16 protein-coding genes are annotated in these 17,151 nt (G+C 66.0%); 10 read left to right on the top strand and 6 right to left on the bottom strand.

Annotation, left to right across the window (positions count from 1 at the left end; genetic code table 11):
* The first annotated feature begins 144 nt into the window (after positions 1 to 144).
* From J2X67_RS09960 to fahA, 6 genes are read left to right on the top strand one after another with little or no spacing between them, the layout of a single operon-like run.
* Positions 145 to 1,104 carry an MBL fold metallo-hydrolase gene (locus tag J2X67_RS09960; protein WP_309952659.1) on the top strand — a complete coding sequence of 320 codons (960 nt, stop codon included), beginning with the start codon at positions 145 to 147 and terminating at the stop codon, positions 1,102 to 1,104.
* A gap of 60 nt (positions 1,105 to 1,164) precedes the next feature.
* On the top strand, positions 1,165 to 2,802 hold the full coding sequence (locus J2X67_RS09955; RefSeq protein ID WP_309952658.1) for an FAD-dependent oxidoreductase: 1,638 nt from the start codon (positions 1,165 to 1,167) through the stop codon (positions 2,800 to 2,802).
* A gap of 8 nt (positions 2,803 to 2,810) precedes the next feature.
* The gene (locus J2X67_RS09950; RefSeq protein WP_309952656.1) at positions 2,811 to 3,005 is read left to right on the top strand and encodes a DUF2783 domain-containing protein; all 195 of its coding nucleotides are present in this window, start codon (positions 2,811 to 2,813) and stop codon (positions 3,003 to 3,005) included.
* Between the two features lie 41 nt (positions 3,006 to 3,046).
* Positions 3,047 to 4,369: a homogentisate 1,2-dioxygenase gene (gene hmgA, locus J2X67_RS09945; RefSeq protein WP_309952654.1), complete on the top strand. Its 1,323-nt coding sequence runs from the start codon at positions 3,047 to 3,049 to the stop codon at positions 4,367 to 4,369.
* Between the two features lie 2 nt (positions 4,370 to 4,371).
* Positions 4,372 to 5,355, top strand: a complete 984-nt coding sequence (locus J2X67_RS09940) for a Bug family tripartite tricarboxylate transporter substrate binding protein (RefSeq protein ID WP_409050486.1) — start codon at positions 4,372 to 4,374, stop codon at positions 5,353 to 5,355.
* 23 nt (positions 5,356 to 5,378) lie between these two features.
* Positions 5,379 to 6,650, top strand: a complete 1,272-nt coding sequence (gene fahA, locus J2X67_RS09935) for a fumarylacetoacetase (protein ID WP_309952650.1) — start codon at positions 5,379 to 5,381, stop codon at positions 6,648 to 6,650.
* Positions 6,651 to 6,696: 46 nt separating this feature from the next.
* Here the strand turns inward: fahA and mrdA are convergent, their stop codons facing one another.
* The 4 genes from mrdA to J2X67_RS09915 all read right to left on the bottom strand — a co-directional run bounded on the left by mrdA (position 6,697) and on the right by J2X67_RS09915 (position 11,436).
* Positions 6,697 to 8,664, bottom strand: a complete 1,968-nt coding sequence (gene mrdA, locus J2X67_RS09930) for a penicillin-binding protein 2 (RefSeq protein WP_309952648.1) — start codon at positions 8,662 to 8,664, stop codon at positions 6,697 to 6,699.
* 161 nt (positions 8,665 to 8,825) lie between these two features.
* Positions 8,826 to 9,347 (bottom strand): rod shape-determining protein MreD, encoded by a 522-nt coding sequence (mreD, locus tag J2X67_RS09925; protein WP_309952646.1) that lies wholly within the window; start codon positions 9,345 to 9,347, stop codon positions 8,826 to 8,828.
* Positions 9,344 to 10,309: a rod shape-determining protein MreC gene (mreC, locus tag J2X67_RS09920; protein ID WP_309952643.1), complete on the bottom strand. Its 966-nt coding sequence runs from the start codon at positions 10,307 to 10,309 to the stop codon at positions 9,344 to 9,346. The genes mreD and mreC overlap by 4 nt, the downstream gene beginning before the upstream one ends.
* 83 nt (positions 10,310 to 10,392) lie before the next feature.
* Complete coding sequence (locus J2X67_RS09915; RefSeq protein ID WP_007833435.1) at positions 10,393 to 11,436, bottom strand: rod shape-determining protein; 1,044 nt, start codon at positions 11,434 to 11,436, stop codon at positions 10,393 to 10,395.
* Between the two features lie 216 nt (positions 11,437 to 11,652).
* On the opposite strand from J2X67_RS09915, the gene gatC reads away from it, so the two are divergent.
* Genes gatC through gatB form a run of 3 tightly spaced genes read left to right on the top strand, consistent with a single transcriptional unit; the run spans position 11,653 to position 14,928 of the window.
* Positions 11,653 to 11,952, top strand: a complete 300-nt coding sequence (gatC, locus tag J2X67_RS09910; protein ID WP_307703377.1) for an Asp-tRNA(Asn)/Glu-tRNA(Gln) amidotransferase subunit GatC — start codon at positions 11,653 to 11,655, stop codon at positions 11,950 to 11,952.
* Positions 11,949 to 13,436, top strand: coding sequence for an Asp-tRNA(Asn)/Glu-tRNA(Gln) amidotransferase subunit GatA (gene gatA / locus J2X67_RS09905; RefSeq protein WP_309952642.1), 1,488 nt, complete (start codon positions 11,949 to 11,951; stop codon positions 13,434 to 13,436). Before gatC ends, gatA begins: the two co-directional genes overlap by 4 nt.
* A gap of 1 nt (position 13,437) precedes the next feature.
* The gene (gatB, locus tag J2X67_RS09900) at positions 13,438 to 14,928 is read left to right on the top strand and encodes an Asp-tRNA(Asn)/Glu-tRNA(Gln) amidotransferase subunit GatB (RefSeq protein ID WP_309952639.1); all 1,491 of its coding nucleotides are present in this window, start codon (positions 13,438 to 13,440) and stop codon (positions 14,926 to 14,928) included.
* A gap of 21 nt (positions 14,929 to 14,949) precedes the next feature.
* On the opposite strand, the gene J2X67_RS09895 is transcribed toward gatB, so the two are convergent.
* Positions 14,950 to 15,567 carry a DUF4124 domain-containing protein gene (locus J2X67_RS09895; protein ID WP_409050485.1) on the bottom strand — a complete coding sequence of 206 codons (618 nt, stop codon included), beginning with the start codon at positions 15,565 to 15,567 and terminating at the stop codon, positions 14,950 to 14,952.
* Positions 15,568 to 15,649: 82 nt separating this feature from the next.
* Positions 15,650 to 16,333 (bottom strand): orotate phosphoribosyltransferase, encoded by a 684-nt coding sequence (gene pyrE / locus J2X67_RS09890; RefSeq protein ID WP_309952636.1) that lies wholly within the window; start codon positions 16,331 to 16,333, stop codon positions 15,650 to 15,652.
* A gap of 12 nt (positions 16,334 to 16,345) precedes the next feature.
* Here pyrE and J2X67_RS09885 point away from each other — a divergent pair, with 12 nt between their 5' ends.
* Entirely contained in the window at positions 16,346 to 17,149 is an 804-nt protein-coding gene (locus J2X67_RS09885; RefSeq protein WP_309952633.1) for an exodeoxyribonuclease III, read from the top strand.
* Positions 17,150 to 17,151: the final 2 nt, after the last annotated feature.

The raw sequence follows: 17,151 nt of genomic DNA, 5'->3' as shown, positions 1-17,151 counted from the left end.
GGCCGCCTTGGCGTCTGGTTGTTCGTTCATGAAGAAGGGATTAGACATTAACCGATCTCGGGCTTACACTTCAGAAATTCGTTATCCGCAAATTCGTTTGCTTTAGACGAATCCAATTTTCGATCCAACCGACGGAGACACACGATGAGCCAAGCCAAGAAGTTCGCCAGCCAGGCCGACATGGAAGAAAAGAAGATCACTTTCAGCCAGATCTCCGAGCACGCCTGGGCCTACACGGCCGAGGGCGATCCGAACACCGGCATCGTCATTGGCGACGACTGCGTGCTGGTGGCCGACACGCAGGCCACGCCCGCCATGGCGGCCGACGTGGTGCGCCGCATCCGCGAGGTGACCGACAAGCCCATCAAGTACGTGGTGCTGACGCACTACCACGCCGTGCGCGTGCTGGGCGCTGCCGGCTACGGGGCCGAGCACATCCTGGCCAGCCAGGACACGCGCGACCTCATCGTGGAGCGCGGCGAGCAGGACAAGGCCAGCGAAATCGGCCGCTTTCCGCGCCTCTTCCAGAACGTGGAGACGGTGCCCCCGGGCCTGACCTGGCCCACCATGACCTTCACCGGCAAGATGACACTGTGGCTCGGCAAGCTCGAGGTGCAGCTGATCCAGCTGGGCCGCGGCCACACCAAGGGCGACACGGTCGTGTGGCTGCCCGAGGAGCGCACCCTGCTGTCGGGCGACCTGGTCGAGTTTGGCGCCACGCCGTACGCGGGCGACGCCTACTTCAAGGACTGGCCGCAAACGCTCGACAACATCGCGGCGCTCAAGCCCGCCGCGCTGGTGCCTGGCCGCGGCGCCGCACTCACCACGCCGGCCGAAGTGGCCGAGGGCCTGACCGGCACGCGCAACTTCATCTCCGACGTGTATGCAAGCGTGCAAGAAGGCGTAAAGGCCGGCCGCGACCTGAACACTGTCTACAAAGACACCTACGCCAAGCTCAAGCCCAAGTACAGCCAGTGGGTGATCTTCGACCACTGCATGCCGTTCGACGTGAGCCGGGCCTACGACGAAGCCTCGGGCCATGCCGATCCGCGTGTGTGGACGGCCGAGCGGGACATCGAGATGTGGAAGGCGCTCGAAGGCTGATCCCGCATTGCTCCCTCCCCTCCCGGGGGAGGGAGCAATACCAAAGACACGGAGACAAACGTGATCGACTACCAAAGCCTGCGCTTCGACTACAAGCGCCACGCCGACCAGGATTCGGACACGCCTGTCCGCCACCCGGTGGTCGTCGTCGGCGCCGGCCCGGTGGGCCTCACGCTCGCCATCGACCTGGCGCTGCGCAAGATTCCCGTGGTGCTGCTCGACAACGACAACACCCTTTCCAGCGGCTCGCGCGCCATCTGCTTTGCCAAGCGCACGCTCGAGGTGTTCGACCGCCTGGGTTGCGGCGACCGCATGGTCGGCAAGGGCGTGTCGTGGCACGTGGGCAGGGTGTTCTTCCATGACGAGCAGGTCTACAGCTTCGACCTGCTGCCCGAACACGGCCACGAGCGCCCGGCCTTCATCAACCTGCAGCAGTACTACGTCGAGGGCTACCTCGTCGAACGCGCCGCGGCGCTCCCGCTGATCGATCTGCGCTGGAACAACAAGGTCACAGGCATCGAGCAGAACGACGAAGGCGCCATTCTCAGTGTGGAAACGCCCGAGGGCGACTACAGGCTGCAGGCCGGCTACGTTGCAGCCTGCGACGGCTCGCGTTCCAACCTGCGCCAGATGTTGGGCCTTGAAGCCAAGGGCCGCGTATTCCGCGACCGCTTCCTGATCGCGGACATCACGATGGATGCGCAACTGCCCACGGAGCGCCGCTTCTGGTTCGACCCTTCGTTCCACCCCGGCCAGAGCGTGCTGCTGCACAAGCAGGCCGACGGCATGTGGCGCGTCGACTTCCAGCTAGGCTGGGACGCCGATCCGGTGGAAGAGCGCAAGCCCGAGAACATCACGCCGCGCGTGCGCGCGCTGCTCGACAGCATCGGCTTCGAGGGCGTGCAGTTCACCATCGGCTGGGCCAGCGTCTACACCTTTGCATGCCAGCGCATGGAGCGCTTTCGCCACGGCCGCGTGCTGTTCGCTGGCGACTCTGCGCACGGCGTGTCGCCATTTGGCGCGCGCGGCGCCAATTCGGGCGTGCAAGATGCGGACAACCTCGCCTGGAAGCTTGCGGCCGTGCTCCAGGGCGACGCACCCGACGCACTGCTCGATAGCTACGCAAGCGAGCGCGAATTCGCGGCCGACGAGAACATTCGCAACTCGACGCGCGCAACCGACTTCATCACGCCCAAGAGCGAAGTAAGCCGCCTGTTCCGCGACGCGGTGCTGGAGCTCACCAAGCGCCACGCCTTTGCGCGCACGCTGGTCAACAGCGGACGGCTCTCGGTGCCGTCGGTGCTGCGGGATTCGCCGCTCAACACGCCGGACGCCGACACCTTTGCCGGTGCGATGGTGCCCGGCGCGGCAGCCGCCGATGCACCCGTGGTGCGCTCCGACGGCACCAGTGGCTGGCTGCTGCGGGAATGCCATGTGGCGCAGTTCACGGCGCTGGTGTTCGGCCAGGGCGAAGCCGCCGAGCGCGGCCTGCAGGCGCTGAAGGCAGTCGACTTTCCGCTGCACGTCGTGTGCGTGAAAGCCGCTACAACCGAAGGCGAACTCGCCATGCAGCGCTACGACGCGCTACCCGGCACTGTCTACCTGCTGCGGCCCGACCAGCACGTGTGCGCACGCTGGCGGCAACCCACGGCTGCGAACATCCGCGCGGCCATCGACCGAGCCTTGGCAAAAGGATGAGCAGCACCATGCAACAACATCTGGTCACCGCGCCCAACCTCGAGGCGCCCGACGATTTCTACGAGGCGCTGATCGAGGCCCACCAGGGGCTTTCCACCGAGGAGAGCCATGCCTTCAACGCACGGCTCGTGCTTGTGCTGGCAAACCACGTCGGCTCGCTCGCCGTGCTGCGCGAGGCTTTCGAGGCCGCGCGCGGCAGCTGAACACACCGGCCAACTCATCGCGATTTCCGGAAGAGAAAACCATGACAAACCCAACCGCCAATACAAGCCCCGATTCCGGGCGGCGCTACCAGAGCGGCTTCGGCAACGAGTACGCGTCGGAGGCCGTTGCCGGCGCCCTGCCCCAGGGCCGCAACAACCCGCAGCGCGCACCCTTCGACCTTTACACCGAACTGCTTTCGGGCACCGCCTTCACCGCGCCGCGCCATGAAAACCGCCGCACGTGGCTGTACCGGCGCCAGCCTTCGGTAGTGTCCGGCCGCTACCAGCCGTATACGCAGGCGCAATGGACCACGGGCGCCGACCGCGAGATTGCACTGCCGCCCGAGCCCCTGCGCTGGCATCCGATGCCGCTCGACGGCGCGGCCGACGTGGATTTCATCGACGGCATGCACACCATTGCTGCCAACGGCGACGCCGAGTCGCAGGTCGGCATCGGCTCGCTCATGTACCTTGCCGGCCGCTCGATGGAGAAGCGCGCCTTCGTCAACGCCGACGGCGAGATGCTCGTCGTGCCGCAGCAGGGCCGCCTGGTCATCACCACCGAACTCGGCGTGCTCGATGTGAAGCCTGGCGAAATCGCGGTGCTGCCGCGCGGCATGGCATTCAAGGTGGCATTGCCCGACGGAATCTCGCGCGGCTACGTCTGCGAGAACTACGGCGCGCATTTCCGCCTGCCCGAACTCGGCCCCATCGGCTCGAACGGCCTGGCCAACGCGCGCGACTTTCAGGCGCCTGTGGCCGCCTTCGAAGAAGACGGCGGCGCCTACGAACTCGTCAAGAAATTCGGCGGCCGTTTCTGGAAGGCGCCAACGAAGCAGTCCCCCTTCAACGTGGTTGCATGGCATGGCAACCTGGCGCCGGTGAAGTACGACACGGCCAACTTCATGGTCATCGGCTCCATCAGCTTCGATCACCCCGACCCATCGATCTTCACCGTGCTGACCTCGCCGAGCGACACGCCCGGCACCGCGAACTGCGACTTCGTGATCTTCCCGCCGCGCTGGATGGTGATGGAAAACACCTTCCGTCCGCCATGGTTCCACCGCAACCTCATGAGCGAATTCATGGGCCTGGTGCTCGGCGAATACGACGCCAAGCCGGGCGGCTTCAAGCCTGGCGGTGCCAGCCTGCACAACTGCATGGTGCCGCACGGGCCCGACGAGGAAGCCTTCGACAAGGCCACGCACACCGACCTGAAGCCGCACAAGCTCGACAACACGCTGGCCTTCATGTTCGAAAGCCGCTTGCGCTTCATTCCCACGAACTTCGCGCTGCAGAGCCCCGCGCTGGACACGGACTACGCCGATTGCTGGGCCGGCCTCAAGGACCAGTTCAAGCCATGAAGATGAACAGGAAGAGCGCTTTCGCCCTTGGCCGCCGCGCGGCGGCCGTCGCGCTGCTCGCAGCGCCGCTCGTGCTGGCGCACGCGGCGGACTTTCCGTCGAAACCGATCAGGTTCATCGTGCCCTACAGCCCCGGCGGCACCACCGATCTGGTGGCGCGCACGGTCGGCCAGAAGGTGTCGGAGAAACTGGGCCAGCCCGTGCTCATCGACAACCGCGCCGGCGCCGGCGGCAACATCGGCATGGATGCCGTGGCGAAGGCCGCGCCGGACGGCTACACCATCGGCTTTGGCGCCATCTCGACCAATGCGCTCAACCCGCACATCTACAAATCGATGGCCTTCGATCCGCGCACGGACTTCGCGGCGATCAGCCTGCTCGGCACCTCGACCATCGTGCTCGAAGTGCCCGCATCGTCGGCCATCAAGTCGGTGCCCGACCTGATCGCAGCCGCGAAGAAGAACCCCGGCCTGCCCTACGCCACCGCGGGCGCCGGCACCTCGATGAACCTGGCCGGCGTGATGTTTGCGCAAATGACGGGCACCGAGCTCGTGCACGTCGCCTACAAGGGCAGCGGCCCGGCCATCACCGACATGCTGGGCAACAACATCGGCGTGATGTTCGACAACCTGCCAGCGTCGCTGCCGCACATCCAGGCCGGCAAGCTGCGCGCGCTGGCCGTGGCAGGCCCGGTGCGCTCGCCCTCGCTGCCCGACGTGCCGACGATGGCCGAAGCCGGGCTCAAGGGCTATGCGCTCGATCCGTGGTTCGGCGTGTACGGCCCCGCGAAGCTGCCGGCACCGATCGTGAAGGCGCTGAACGAAGCCTTCGTCGAAGCGCTGGCAATGCCCGACGTGAAGGCCAAGCTGCAGCAGGCCGGCTTTTCGCCGCGCGGTTCGACGGCGCAGGAGCTGACGACGCTGACCGAAACCGAATACAAGCGCCTCGGCGAAGTGGCCAAGAAGGCCGGCATGACCGCAGATTGAACCGAAACACAGAAAGACATTCCATGACCATCGCACTGAACGCCACCCATGACACCAAGCTGCGCAGCTGGGTTGCTTCGGCCAACGAAGCCGGCTGCGACTTCCCGATCCAGAACCTGCCGTTCGGCCGATTTCGCGCGGCGGGCAGCAGCGAGGCTTTTCGCATCGGGGTGGCCATTGGCGACCAGGTGCTCGACCTGAAGGCCGCAGGCCTGGTCGATACCGACGACATGAATGTGCTGATGAACGCCAGCGTGAAAGACCGCGAGGCACTTCGCGCGGCAATTTCGGCGGGCCTTGCAGAGGGCAGCGGCAAGCAGGCCGCTTGGTCGAAGGCGCTGCTGCCGCAGGCCGCGGCCGAGCTCACCGTGCCTTGCCGCATCGGCGACTACACCGACTTCTACACCGGCATTCACCATGCAACCACCATCGGCAAGCTGTTTCGCCCCGACCAGCCGCTGATGCCCAACTACAAGTGGGTGCCCATCGGCTATCACGGCCGCGCCTCGTCCATCGTGGTGAGCGGGCAGGTCTTCAAGCGTCCCCAGGGGCAGACCAAGGCCCCGGACGCGGCAGAGCCCAGCTTCGGCCCTTCGAAGCGGCTGGACTACGAACTGGAATTGGGTTTTCTGGTCGGCCGCGGCAATGCGCTTGGCGAGCCGATTGCCATCGGCAAGGCCGAAGAGCATCTGTTCGGCGTGACGCTGCTCAACGACTGGTCGGCGCGCGACCTGCAGGCCTGGGAATACCAACCGCTCGGCCCATTTCTCTCGAAGAATTTCGCAAGCACGCTGTCGCCATGGATCGTGACGATGGAAGCGCTGGCGCCGTTTCGCGCCAGGTTCGAGCGGCCGGCCGGGGACCCGCAGCCGCTCGCGTATCTCGACGCACCATCGAACCGCGAAAGCGGCGCGCTCGACATCACGCTCGAAGTGCTGCTGCAGACTGCAAAGATGCGCGCCGCGGGTGAAGCACCCACTCGGCTCACGCGGGGCAACACCACCGAGGCTGCCTACTGGACCGCTGCGCAGCTCGTCACGCACCATACGGTGAACGGCTGCAACCTGCAGCCCGGCGACCTGCTGGGTTCGGGCACGCTCTCGGGCCCGAAGCCCGACGAGGCCGGCTCACTGATAGAACTCACACAAGGCGGCAAGCAGCCGATCACGCTGCCCAACGGCGAGAAGCGCACGTTCCTCGAAGACGGCGACACGCTGGTCATACGCGGCTACTGCGAACGCGAGGGCGCGGTGCGAATCGGCTTGGGTGAAGTCAGCGGCACAGTGATCGCCTGAGGTCCGGGCGTTGTCCCCTCTCCCTCCGGGAGAGGGAGAAAGACCTTCAGGGCGCGGGCGCGGCAGTGGTGGCTGCGGGCCAGGCCACTTCACTCGCCACACGCGGCTTTCCTATCGGCGCGCCGGCCTTGCCGATCCTGACAGCCGCCATGTCGGCTTCGCTCGGGTACTGGTCCATCAGCACATAGTCGAACACCCGGCGCGCAATGGGCGCCGCAGCTCCGGCGCCCCAGCCGGCGTTCTCGACGATCACCGCCAGGGCGACCTTCGGGTTGTTGACCGGTGCAAACGCCATGAACAGCGCGTGATCGCGCTGGTGCTCTTCGAGCGCGCGGGCGTTGTATTTGGTGTTCTGCGCCTGCGTGACGGCCTGCGCCGTCCCAGTCTTGCCGGCCGCCTGGTAGCCCGCACCGGCAAACACACTGCGCGCAGTGCCGCTGGTGACCACGCTGGTCAGGCCCTCGCGGATCACCGAGACATTGGCAGCGGTGTAGCCCAGGTTCTCCGCCGGCGGCTGGGGCAGCGGCGCCACCTGGCCGCTCACCGTGTTGCGCGTGGCCAGCACCAGATGCGGCTTGTGCTTCATGCCGCCGTCGGCCACGATGGCCGTCGCCTGCGCAAGCTGCAGCATGGTGAAGGAGTTGTAGCCCTGGCCGATGCCGAGCGAAATGGTCTCGCCTGCGTACCACTTCTTCTGCTCGGGGCGCTTGTAGGCGTTGCGCTTCCACTCGGTGCTGGGCAGCACGCCGCGCACCTCGCCGCCCAGGTCGATGCCGGTGATCTGGCCGAAACCCAGCGGCTTCATGAAGTCGTGGATCAGGTCCACGCCCATCTCGTTGGCCAGCGAGTAATAGTAGATGTTGCTCGACAGCTGGATCGAGCGCCGCATGTCGACGCCGCCGATGTTGCCCTCGGGGCTGCCGAAGCGGTGGCCGCCAAAATTGAAGTACCCGGGGTCGTTCACCACCACGTTCGGCCCGCGCTTGCCGGTTTGCAGTGCGGCCAGCGCCATGAAAGGCTTGTAGGTCGAGCCGGGCGGATAGGTGCCGCGCAGCGCGCGGTTGAGCAGCGGTTTGTCGAGCGATTCGCTCAGCTCTTTCCAGCTTTCGGTGTCGATGCCTTCGACGAAGAGGTTCGGATCGAAGGTCGGCTTGCTCACAAAGGCCAGCACCTCGCCCGTCCTGGGATCGATGGCCACCAGCGCGCCGCGGCGGTCGCCGAACATGTCTTCCACGAGCTTCTGCAGCTTGATGTCGAGCGACAGCATCACGGTGTTGCCCGGCGTGGCCGGATGGCTTGCAAGCCGTCGCACCGCCCGGCCGCCGGCCGAGGTTTCCATTTGCTCGACGCCCGTCTGGCCGTGCAGCGTTTTTTCGTAGCTTTGCTCGATGCCGAGCTTGCCGATGTAGTCGGTGCCCTTGTAGTTGGCCTGGTCTTCCTCGGCCCAGTCTTCCATCGCGGTTTTCTCGCGCTGGTTGATGCGGCCGATGTAGCCGAGCACGTGCGAAGCGACTTCGCCATGCGGATAGTTGCGGAACAGGCGCGCCTTGATTTCCACGCCCGGAAACCGGTAGCGCTGCGCCGCGAAGCGGGCGACTTCCTCGTCGCTCAGGCGGGTGCGAATCGGAATGGAGTCGAAGCTGCGCGAGTCTTCGCGCAGGCGCTTGAAGCGGCGACGGTCGCGCGGCGAAACCTCGAGCACCTGCGTCAGGCTTTCAATGGTCTCTTCGACGTCGCCCACCTTAGATGGCGTGATCTCGAGCGTGTAGGCCGAATAGTTGGAAGCCAGCACGATGCCGTTGCGGTCCAGGATGAGACCGCGGTTGGGCACCACCGGCACCACCGCCGTGCGATTGCTCTCGGCCTGCTCGGCCAGGTCTTCGTGCCGCACCACCTGCAGATAGACCAGCCGCGAACCAAGCAGGCCGAACGCGAAGAGCACCGCCATGCCGATCACGATCACGCGGCGCTTGAAGCGCGCGAGGTCGGCGGCAACGTTGCGGATTTCGGTCATGGCGGGATGAGCTTAGGCGCGTGCAGGTGCGTTGGCAAATGCGCGGGCAAATGCGACTGCCTGCGCCCGCCGCCGGGCCGCCCCAAGGCGATCCGCGCCTCCCCCTCGGAGGGTGGAGTTACACGCAGCGAAGCGAAGTGAAAAGCCGGGGGGCACCATGACTAGAGGGGTCGGTTCTCGTCGGGTTCCGGAGTGCGGCGCTGGGGCGCCAGCAGCAGCGCCGTTGCCAGCGGCCACAGCAAGGCTTCGATGGCCGGCGAAGCCAGCACCCACCAGCCCGGAAAAATGCCGCCACCGATCATCCGCGTGACCACTTCGATGAACTGCGAAAGCGCAAAGAGCGGCAGCACCTGCAGCGCCTGCGAGGCCACCGGATACCAGAGCAGGCGCCGATGGATGGTGATCGCGAAGAAGCCGAGCGTGGTGTAGGACAGCGCATGCTGGCCCAGCATGGACGCCTGGTGCACGTCCATGCACAGGCCAAAGACGAATGCCGCGCCAATGCCCACGCGCATGGGTTGGTGCACGCCCCAGAACACGATGGCCAGCGCGAGCAGGTCGGGCATCCACGCGGCGCGGCCGATCGGAATCATGTTGATGAGCAGCGCCACCACCAGGCTCGACCACATGAAGAGCGGGCTGACGGGCAGCAGCAGCTGCTGTTGGCCGGGGCGTTTGATCATCGGGCGCGCTCCGCGGCTTTCTTGTCGGCCTTGTCTGCTTTTGCAGCCGGCTTGGGCTCGGGCTTCTTGCCGCGGGCGGGGGCGGCCGGCGCGGGCGGCGCCGCGGGCGCTCCGGTGGGCGACAGCACCAGCACATAGCGCGCGGCCGTAACGCGGGCAAGCGGCACGCAGTAGATGCGCGCAAACGCCGAATCGGCGCGGCGCTCGATACGCTCGATCTTTGCAACCGGCAGGCCCGGCGGATAGACGCCGTCGACGCCGCTGGTGGAAAGCAGGTCGCCCTCCTGCAGGTCGGCATTGGCGGCCATGAAGCGCAGCTCGAGCCCGGAGCCGTGCGCCGACGCATCGCCGAACGCGACGCTGCGCACGCCGGTGCGGGTGTTCTGCACCGGGATGGAAAGATCGCGGTCGATGACCAGCGTGACCTCGCTCGTGAAGGGCTGCACCTGCGTCACCTGGCCGAGCACTCCGTTTGCATCGATCACCGGCGAACCGGCCGCCACGCCCTGCGTGAGCCCCTGGTCGATGACGATCTTGCGCGTGTACGGGTCGGCGGCGTCATAGAGCACTTCGGCCGCGCGGCCGGGCGCCTGGGTGGTCTGGCGCAATTCGAGCAATGCGCGCAGGCGCGCGTTGTCCTGCGCGAGCGTGTCGGCCTGGCTTGCACGTTCGGCCTGCAGCATGAGGGCCTTGCGGGCTTCTTCTTCGTTGCGCTGGGCCTTTTGCAGGTCTTCGAAGTAGCGGCTGCCGCCCATCACGAACTGCACCGGCTTGAGCGCCAGCCATTGCACCGGATACAGCACCGCGCCGACAGCCGCGCGTATGGGCTGCACAAGATGAAAGCGCGCATCGGCCACCATCAGGAAGAGCGCGAGCGCACCGAAGAAAATCAACTTGCTCAGGGCCGACTGCCCCTGGTTGAACAGGGGCGGGGCTGTGCGATCGAGCGTGCCCAAGGGCATGGTTCAGGCCTGGCTGTGCAACGTCAGATGGCAAAAAGGCCGGCCTGCACAAGCAGGGCCGGCCGATGAGGGCAGTGGTGCATTCACTCGCTCGTGAAGATGCTTCCCAAGCGGTCCATGCGCTCGAGGGCAATGCCGCAGCCGCGCACCACGCAGGTCAGCGGGTCTTCGGCCACCAGCACCGGCAGGCCGGTTTCCTCGGCCAGCAGGCGGTCGAGGTCGCGCAACAGTGCGCCGCCGCCGGTCAGCATCATGCCGCGCTCGGCAATGTCGGCGCCCAGCTCGGGTGGCGTTTGCTCCAGCGCGTTCTTCACGGCCGAGACGATGTTGTTCAGGGGGTCGGTCAGGGCTTCCAGCACCTCGTTGCTGCTGATGGTGAAGCTGCGCGGCACGCCTTCGGAAAGGTTGCGGCCCTTGACTTCCATTTCCTTGACTTCGGAGCCCGGAAAGGCCGAGCCGATGTTCTTCTTGATGACTTCGGCCGTCGGCTCGCCGATCAGCATGCCGTAGTTGCGGCGGATGTAGTTGATGATGGCTTCGTCGAAGCGGTCGCCGCCCACGCGCACGGAGCCCTTGTAGACCATGCCGCCCAGGCTGATGACGCCCACCTCGGTGGTGCCGCCGCCGATGTCCACCACCATGGAGCCCGAAGCCTCGCTGACCGGCAGGCCCGCGCCAATGGCTGCGGCCATGGGTTCTTCGATGAGGTAGACCGACGTGGCGCCAGCGGCTTCGGCCGCGTCCTTGATGGCTCGGCGCTCGACCTGGGTGGAACCGCAGGGAACGCAGATGATGATGCGCGGGCTGGGCGTGAGCAGCGTGCGCGGGTGCACCATCTTGATGAACTGCTTGATCATCTGCTCGGTGATCACGAAGTCGGCAATCACGCCGTCCTTCATCGGGCGGATCGCCTCGATGTTGCCGGGCACCTTGCCCAGCATGGCCTTGGCCTCGCGGCCGACGGCCTGGATCACCTTCTTGCCGTGGGGGCCGCCTTCATGGCGAATGGCGACCACGGAGGGCTCGTCCAGCACGATGCCCTTGTTGCGGGCAAAGATCAGTGTGTTGGCTGTGCCGAGGTCGATCGCGAGGTCGGTGGAAAAGTACCGACGGAAAGCTCCAAACATGTGCGGAATCCTCTGGAGCACGCCTGCGCGTCGGCAAGTCGTCGCTCTCTGTTTTTTGGTCGTTTGACGGGGTGAATTGATCGTTTTTGGCGCAAAAGCCGGCGCGTTCGCGGGGGTTGCGGCAAAGGCGGGATAATACCTGAATCCCCCTCTGAATCCCGTGTCAGCACCCTCTCCGGCGTGCGATTACTTCCGGTTTTCCAGCCATTTCGATCCATGTCACTTTCCGCTTCAGATATTGCACGCATCGCCTCGCTGGCCAGGCTGCAGCTTGCTTCCGACGAAAGCGAGCGCATGCTCAGCCAGATTAACGGCTTTTTTGACTTAGTCGAACGTATGCGTTCGGTCGACACCGCCGGCGTCGAGCCGCTTGCGCATCCGGTGGCCGCCATCGAGGACATCACCCTGCGGCTGCGCGACGACGTGGTGAGCGAGCCCAACAACCGCGAAGCCAACCAGAAGAGCGCCCCGGCCGTCGAAGCCGGCCTGTTCCTCGTGCCCAAGGTGATCGAATGAGCGGCGAATTGCATCAGATGGGCGTGGTCGCCCTGGCCAAGGCCCTGGCGGACCGCAAGGTTTCGGCGGTCGAGGCCGCCCAGGCTTTCCTGGGGCGCATGAAGGCCCACGAATCGCTCGGCACCTTTGTGGACGTGAACGAGGAAGTCACGCTGGCCCAGGCCCGCGCAGCCGATGCGCAAATTGCCGGCGGCAACGCCCCGGCGCTGGCCGGCGTGCCGATTGCGCACAAGGACATCTTCGTCACCACCGATTTCGCCACCACCGCTGGCTCGAAGATGCTCGCGGGCTACCGCTCGCCCTTCGATGCCACGGTGGTTCGCCGCTTGGCCGAGGCCGGCGCGGTCACGCTCGGCAAGCTGAGCTGCGACGAATTCGCCATGGGTTCGGCCAACGAGAACGTCGCCGTGCCCGCCGTGGGCCACGACAAGGCCGTGCCGGTGCAAAACCCCTGGAACCGCGACCGCATTCCGGGCGGCTCGTCGGGCGCCAGCGCCGCGGCCGTGGCGGCCCGCCTGGCACCCGCGGCCACCGGCACCGACACCGGCGGCTCGATCCGCCAGCCGGCCTCGTTCTGCGGCATTACCGGCATCAAGCCGACCTACGGGCGCGCGTCGCGCTACGGCATGGTGGCTTTTGCGTCGAGCCTCGACCAGGCCGGCCCGATGGCCCGCTCGGCCGAAGACTGCGCGCTGCTGCTGTCGGCCTTCTGCGGCCCCGACCTGGACCGCGACTCCACTTCGCTCGACAAGCCCGCCGAAGACTTCAGCCGTTCGCTGAACGATTCGCTCGAGGGCCTGCGCATCGGCGTGCCGAAGGAGTTCTTCGGCGAAGGCGTGGCGCCGGGTGTGCGCGCCGCGGTGGATGCGGCGCTGGCGCAGTACGAGAAGCTCGGCGCAAAGCGCGTCGAAGTGAGCCTGCCGCGCACCGAGCTGTCGATTCCCGTGTACTACATCCTGGCCGCGGCCGAGGCGTCGAGCAACCTGAGCCGCTTCGACGGCGTGAAGTTCGGACATCGGGCCAAGCAGTACAAAGACCTCGGCGACATGTACGAGCGCACGCGCGCCGAAGGCTTTGGCGACGAGGTCAAGCGCCGCATCATGATTGGCACCTACGTGCTCTCGCATGGCTACTACGACGCCTACTACCTGCAGGCGCAAAAAGTGCGCCGCATGATTGCCGACGACTTCCAGCAGGCCTTCAAGCAGTGCGACGTGATCGCCGGCCCTGCCGCGCCGACCACCGCGTGGAAGATCGGCGAGCATGGGGACGATCCTGTTGCCGACTACCTCGCAGACATCTTCACGCTGCCCGCTTCGCTGGCCGGCCTGCCCGGCATGAGCGTGCCCGCGGGCTTCGATGCAGGCATGCCCGTGGGGCTGCAATTGATCGGCAATTACTTCGGCGAAGCGAAGCTGCTGGGCGCAGCCCATCGTTTCCAACAAGCCACCGACTGGCACACGCGCACGCCGGAGGGCTTCTGAAATGAGCGAGACCGTGAACACCTTCGAAGCACAACAACAGGGCCGCCCGACCGGCCCGCTGGTGCGCGGCTATGAAGTCATCATCGGCTTCGAGACGCACGCCCAACTGTCGACCGCAAGCAAGATTTTTAGCCGCGCCTCCACCGCTTTTGGCGCCGAGCCCAACACGCAAGCCTGCGCGGTCGACCTGGCGTTGCCGGGCACGCTGCCCGTGATGAACAAGGGTGCCGTCGAACGCGCCATCAAGCTGGGCCTGGCGCTCGGCTCGCACATTGCGCCGCGCAGCGTGTTCGCGCGCAAGAACTACTTCTACCCCGATCTGCCCAAGGGCTACCAGATCAGCCAGTTCGAGATTCCGGTCGTGCAGGGCGGTGCAGTCTCGTTCTTTCTGGGCGAAGAAAAGAAAACCGTTCGCCTGGTGCGCGCCCACCTCGAGGAAGACGCGGGCAAGTCGCTGCACGAAGACTTCATTGGCCAGAGCGGCATCGACCTGAACCGCGCCGGCACGCCGCTGCTGGAGATCGTGACCGAGCCCGACATGCGCTCCACCGCCGAGGCCGTGGCCTATGCGCGCGAGCTGCACAAGATCGTCACGTGGATCGGCATTTGCGACGGCAACATGCAGGAAGGCAGCTTTCGCTGCGACGCCAACGTGTCGGTGCGCAAGCCGGGCGAAAAGCTCGGCACGCGGCGCGAGATCAAGAACCTGAACAGCTTCAAGTTCATGCAGCAAGCCATCGACTACGAGATCAACTCGCAGATCGACGAGCTCGAAGACGGCCGCAAGATCGAGCAGGCCACCGTGCTGTTCGATCCCGACACCGGCGAGACGCGCACCATGCGCACCAAGGAAGACGCTGCCGACTACCGCTACTTTCCGGATCCGGACCTGCCGCCGCTCGCCATCGAACCCGAGTGGATCGAGCGCGTGCGTGCCACCATGCCCGAACTGCCGCGCGCCATGGCCGAGCGCTATGTGCGCGACCACGGCATGTCCGAATACGACGCGGCGCAGCTCACCCAGAGCCCGGCGCTCGCGCGCTACTTCGACGACGCGGTGAAGGCCGGCGCAACCCCCAAGCTCGCAAGCAACTGGATCACCGGCGAAATGGCGCGCCGCCTGAACGCGCAAGAAATCGGCATCGAAGCCGCGCCCGTCTCGGCGCAGCAGCTGGCCCAGCTGGTGCGGCGCGTTGCAGACGGCACGCTGCCCAACAACGCGGCCCGCCAGGTGTTCGATGCACTCTGGACTGGCGACGGCAGCGACGTCGACGCCATCATCGAGGCCAAGGACCTGAAGCCGATGAACGACACCGGCGCCCTCGACAAGATCCTGGACGAGGTCATTGCCAAGAACCAGAAGAATGTCGACGAGTACCGCGCCGGCAAGGAAAAGGCCTTGAACGGCCTCGTGGGCCAGGTAATGAAGGCCAGCGGCGGCAAGGCGAACCCCGCCCAGGTCACCGAACTGCTCAAGGCCAAGCTGGCCTGACCGCCGCCCGCCGGCGGCGAGTTACTTGCCGCCGCCGTTCTGAGGCGACCAGATCTGCTTGAGCCGCGCGCGCTCTTCGTCGAAGCGCGCGTTCACGCGCTTCTTCTCGTCTTCCTGCTCGCCGATGAAGCGGTTCTGCACTGCCACGCTCTGCGCGTTGTCTTCGAGCTTGCGTCGCACCGCGCCAGGCGCCTTGCTGATGTCGTGCTTGTAGAACTCAAGTTCCTCGTCGATCTTCTTACGGTCTTCGGCAAGTTCGGCCAAGCGCTTTTGCGCCGCCTGGATCACCGCGTCGATCTGCACCAGCGCTTCCTTGCGCTCCCGTTCGTGCACGGTCACGTTCGGGTAGCGCACCAGCAATGCACGCTCACGCCGGCGTTCGTCAATGAGGCGCGCGGCCTGCAATGCGGCCTCGCGGGCCCGGTCTTCACGCTCGGCCAGTTCGCGGGCGGTGTACGTCGGCTCGATCTTGCGGCGCGTGGTGCCGCTCGGGCTCAGTTCGCGCTGCTCGCGGTCGCTGCATTCGGCAATCGGCCGGTCGGCAGTGAGCGTGCGGCCGCGGGCGTCGGTGCACGAATAAATGGCGGCGGGTGCCTGCGCGGGCTGCGCAGGCGCCGCCATGGGCAGCAGTGCCGCCATCAGCGGCAGCATCAGCAGCAACGCCGATGTAGCGAAAGGGCGGGCCGGTCGGTCGAGCTTGCGCACAGGCATGGGAGTGGCCTCAAAGAGCGCCGTAGCGGGCGCGGTAGGCGAGAACGCGCTCGCGGTGTGCGCCCAGGTCGGCGGCGGCGTTGCCAGACAGAAAATTGAGCAGGTCGTCCAGCGTGGCAATGGCCACCACTTGGAGGCCCAGCTGGTTGCGCACGTACTGCACTGCGCTGTGGTCCACGTCCACGCCGTTTTCGGTGGCTTTCTCCTGCCGGTCGAGCGCGATGGACACCGCGTGCGGCGTGGCGCCGGCAGCCTCGATGGCCGCAATCGATTCGCGCACTGCGGTGCCGGCCGACATCACGTCGTCGACGATGAGCACACGGCCCTTGAGCGGTGCCCCCACCAGGTTGCCGCCCTCGCCGTGGGCCTTGGCTTCCTTGCGGTTGTAGGCAAAGGGGTAGTTGCGACCGCGGCGGGCCAGCTCGGCGGCCACCGTGGCGCCCAGCGGAATGCCCTTGTAGGCGGGGCCGAAGATCATGTCGAACTCGACGCCGCTCTCGATCAGCCGGTCTGCATAGAATCCGGCGAGACGCGCGATCTTGGCGCCGTCGTCGAAGAGGCCCGAATTGAAGAAGTAGGGGCTCAGGCGGCCGGCCTTGGTCTTGAACTCGCCGAAGCGCAGCACGCCGGAGTCGAGTGCGAACTGGACGAAATCCTGCGCAACCGCACTGCTTTCCACACCATCTACAGCCATCGGAATATCCTTGTGTTCAAACTGACCAGCCTCAATCTCAATGGCCTGCGTTCGGCCGCCACCAAGGGGGTGGCGGACTGGGTGGCCGAACTTGCGCCGGATTGTATTTGCATGCAGGAGATCCGGGTGCAGGCCAGCGACATCGAGGGCCGGTTCGAAGAAATGGCCGGCCTGAAGGGCCATTTCCACTTTGCCGAGAAAAAAGGCTACGCCGGCACCGCCATCTATACAAAGCACGCGCCAAGCGATGTGATCGTGGGCTGGGGCGACACCGAATTCGACGCCGAGGGCCGCTACCTCGAACTGCGCTTCGACACGCCCGCGCGCAAGCTCTCGATCATCAGCTGCTACTTTCCGAGCGGCAGTTCGGGCGAAGAGCGGCAGGAGGCCAAGTTCCGCTTCCTGAAGGGTTTCTTCCCGCACCTTGTCGCGCTCAAGAAAGAGCGCGAGTTCATCCTCTGCGGCGACATCAACATCGCCCACAAGGAAATCGACCTCAAGAACTGGCGCGGCAACCAGAAGAACAGCGGCTTCCTGCCCGAAGAACGCGCCTGGATGACCCGCCTGCTCGACGCCGGCACCGACGGCGCGGGCCTGGTGGACGTGTACCGCATGCTCAAGCCCGAGACCACGGCCGAGGCCTACACCTGGTGGAGCAACCGCGGCCAGGCCTATGCCAACAACGTGGGATGGCGGCTCGACTACCACCTGGCCACGCCGGCGCTCGGCGCGTTGGCGCGCAACGAGCAGATCTACAAGACCATCAAGTTCAGCGACCACGCGCCGATCACGGTCGACTACGACTTCACGCTGTAGCC

The sequence above is a fragment of the Variovorax sp. 3319 genome, from assembly GCF_031456585.1.
Lineage (GTDB): Bacteria > Pseudomonadota > Gammaproteobacteria > Burkholderiales > Burkholderiaceae_C > Variovorax > Variovorax paradoxus_P.
The sequence above is the reverse complement of the archived record's forward strand: the minus strand, read 5'-3'. Positions and strand labels throughout refer to the sequence as shown.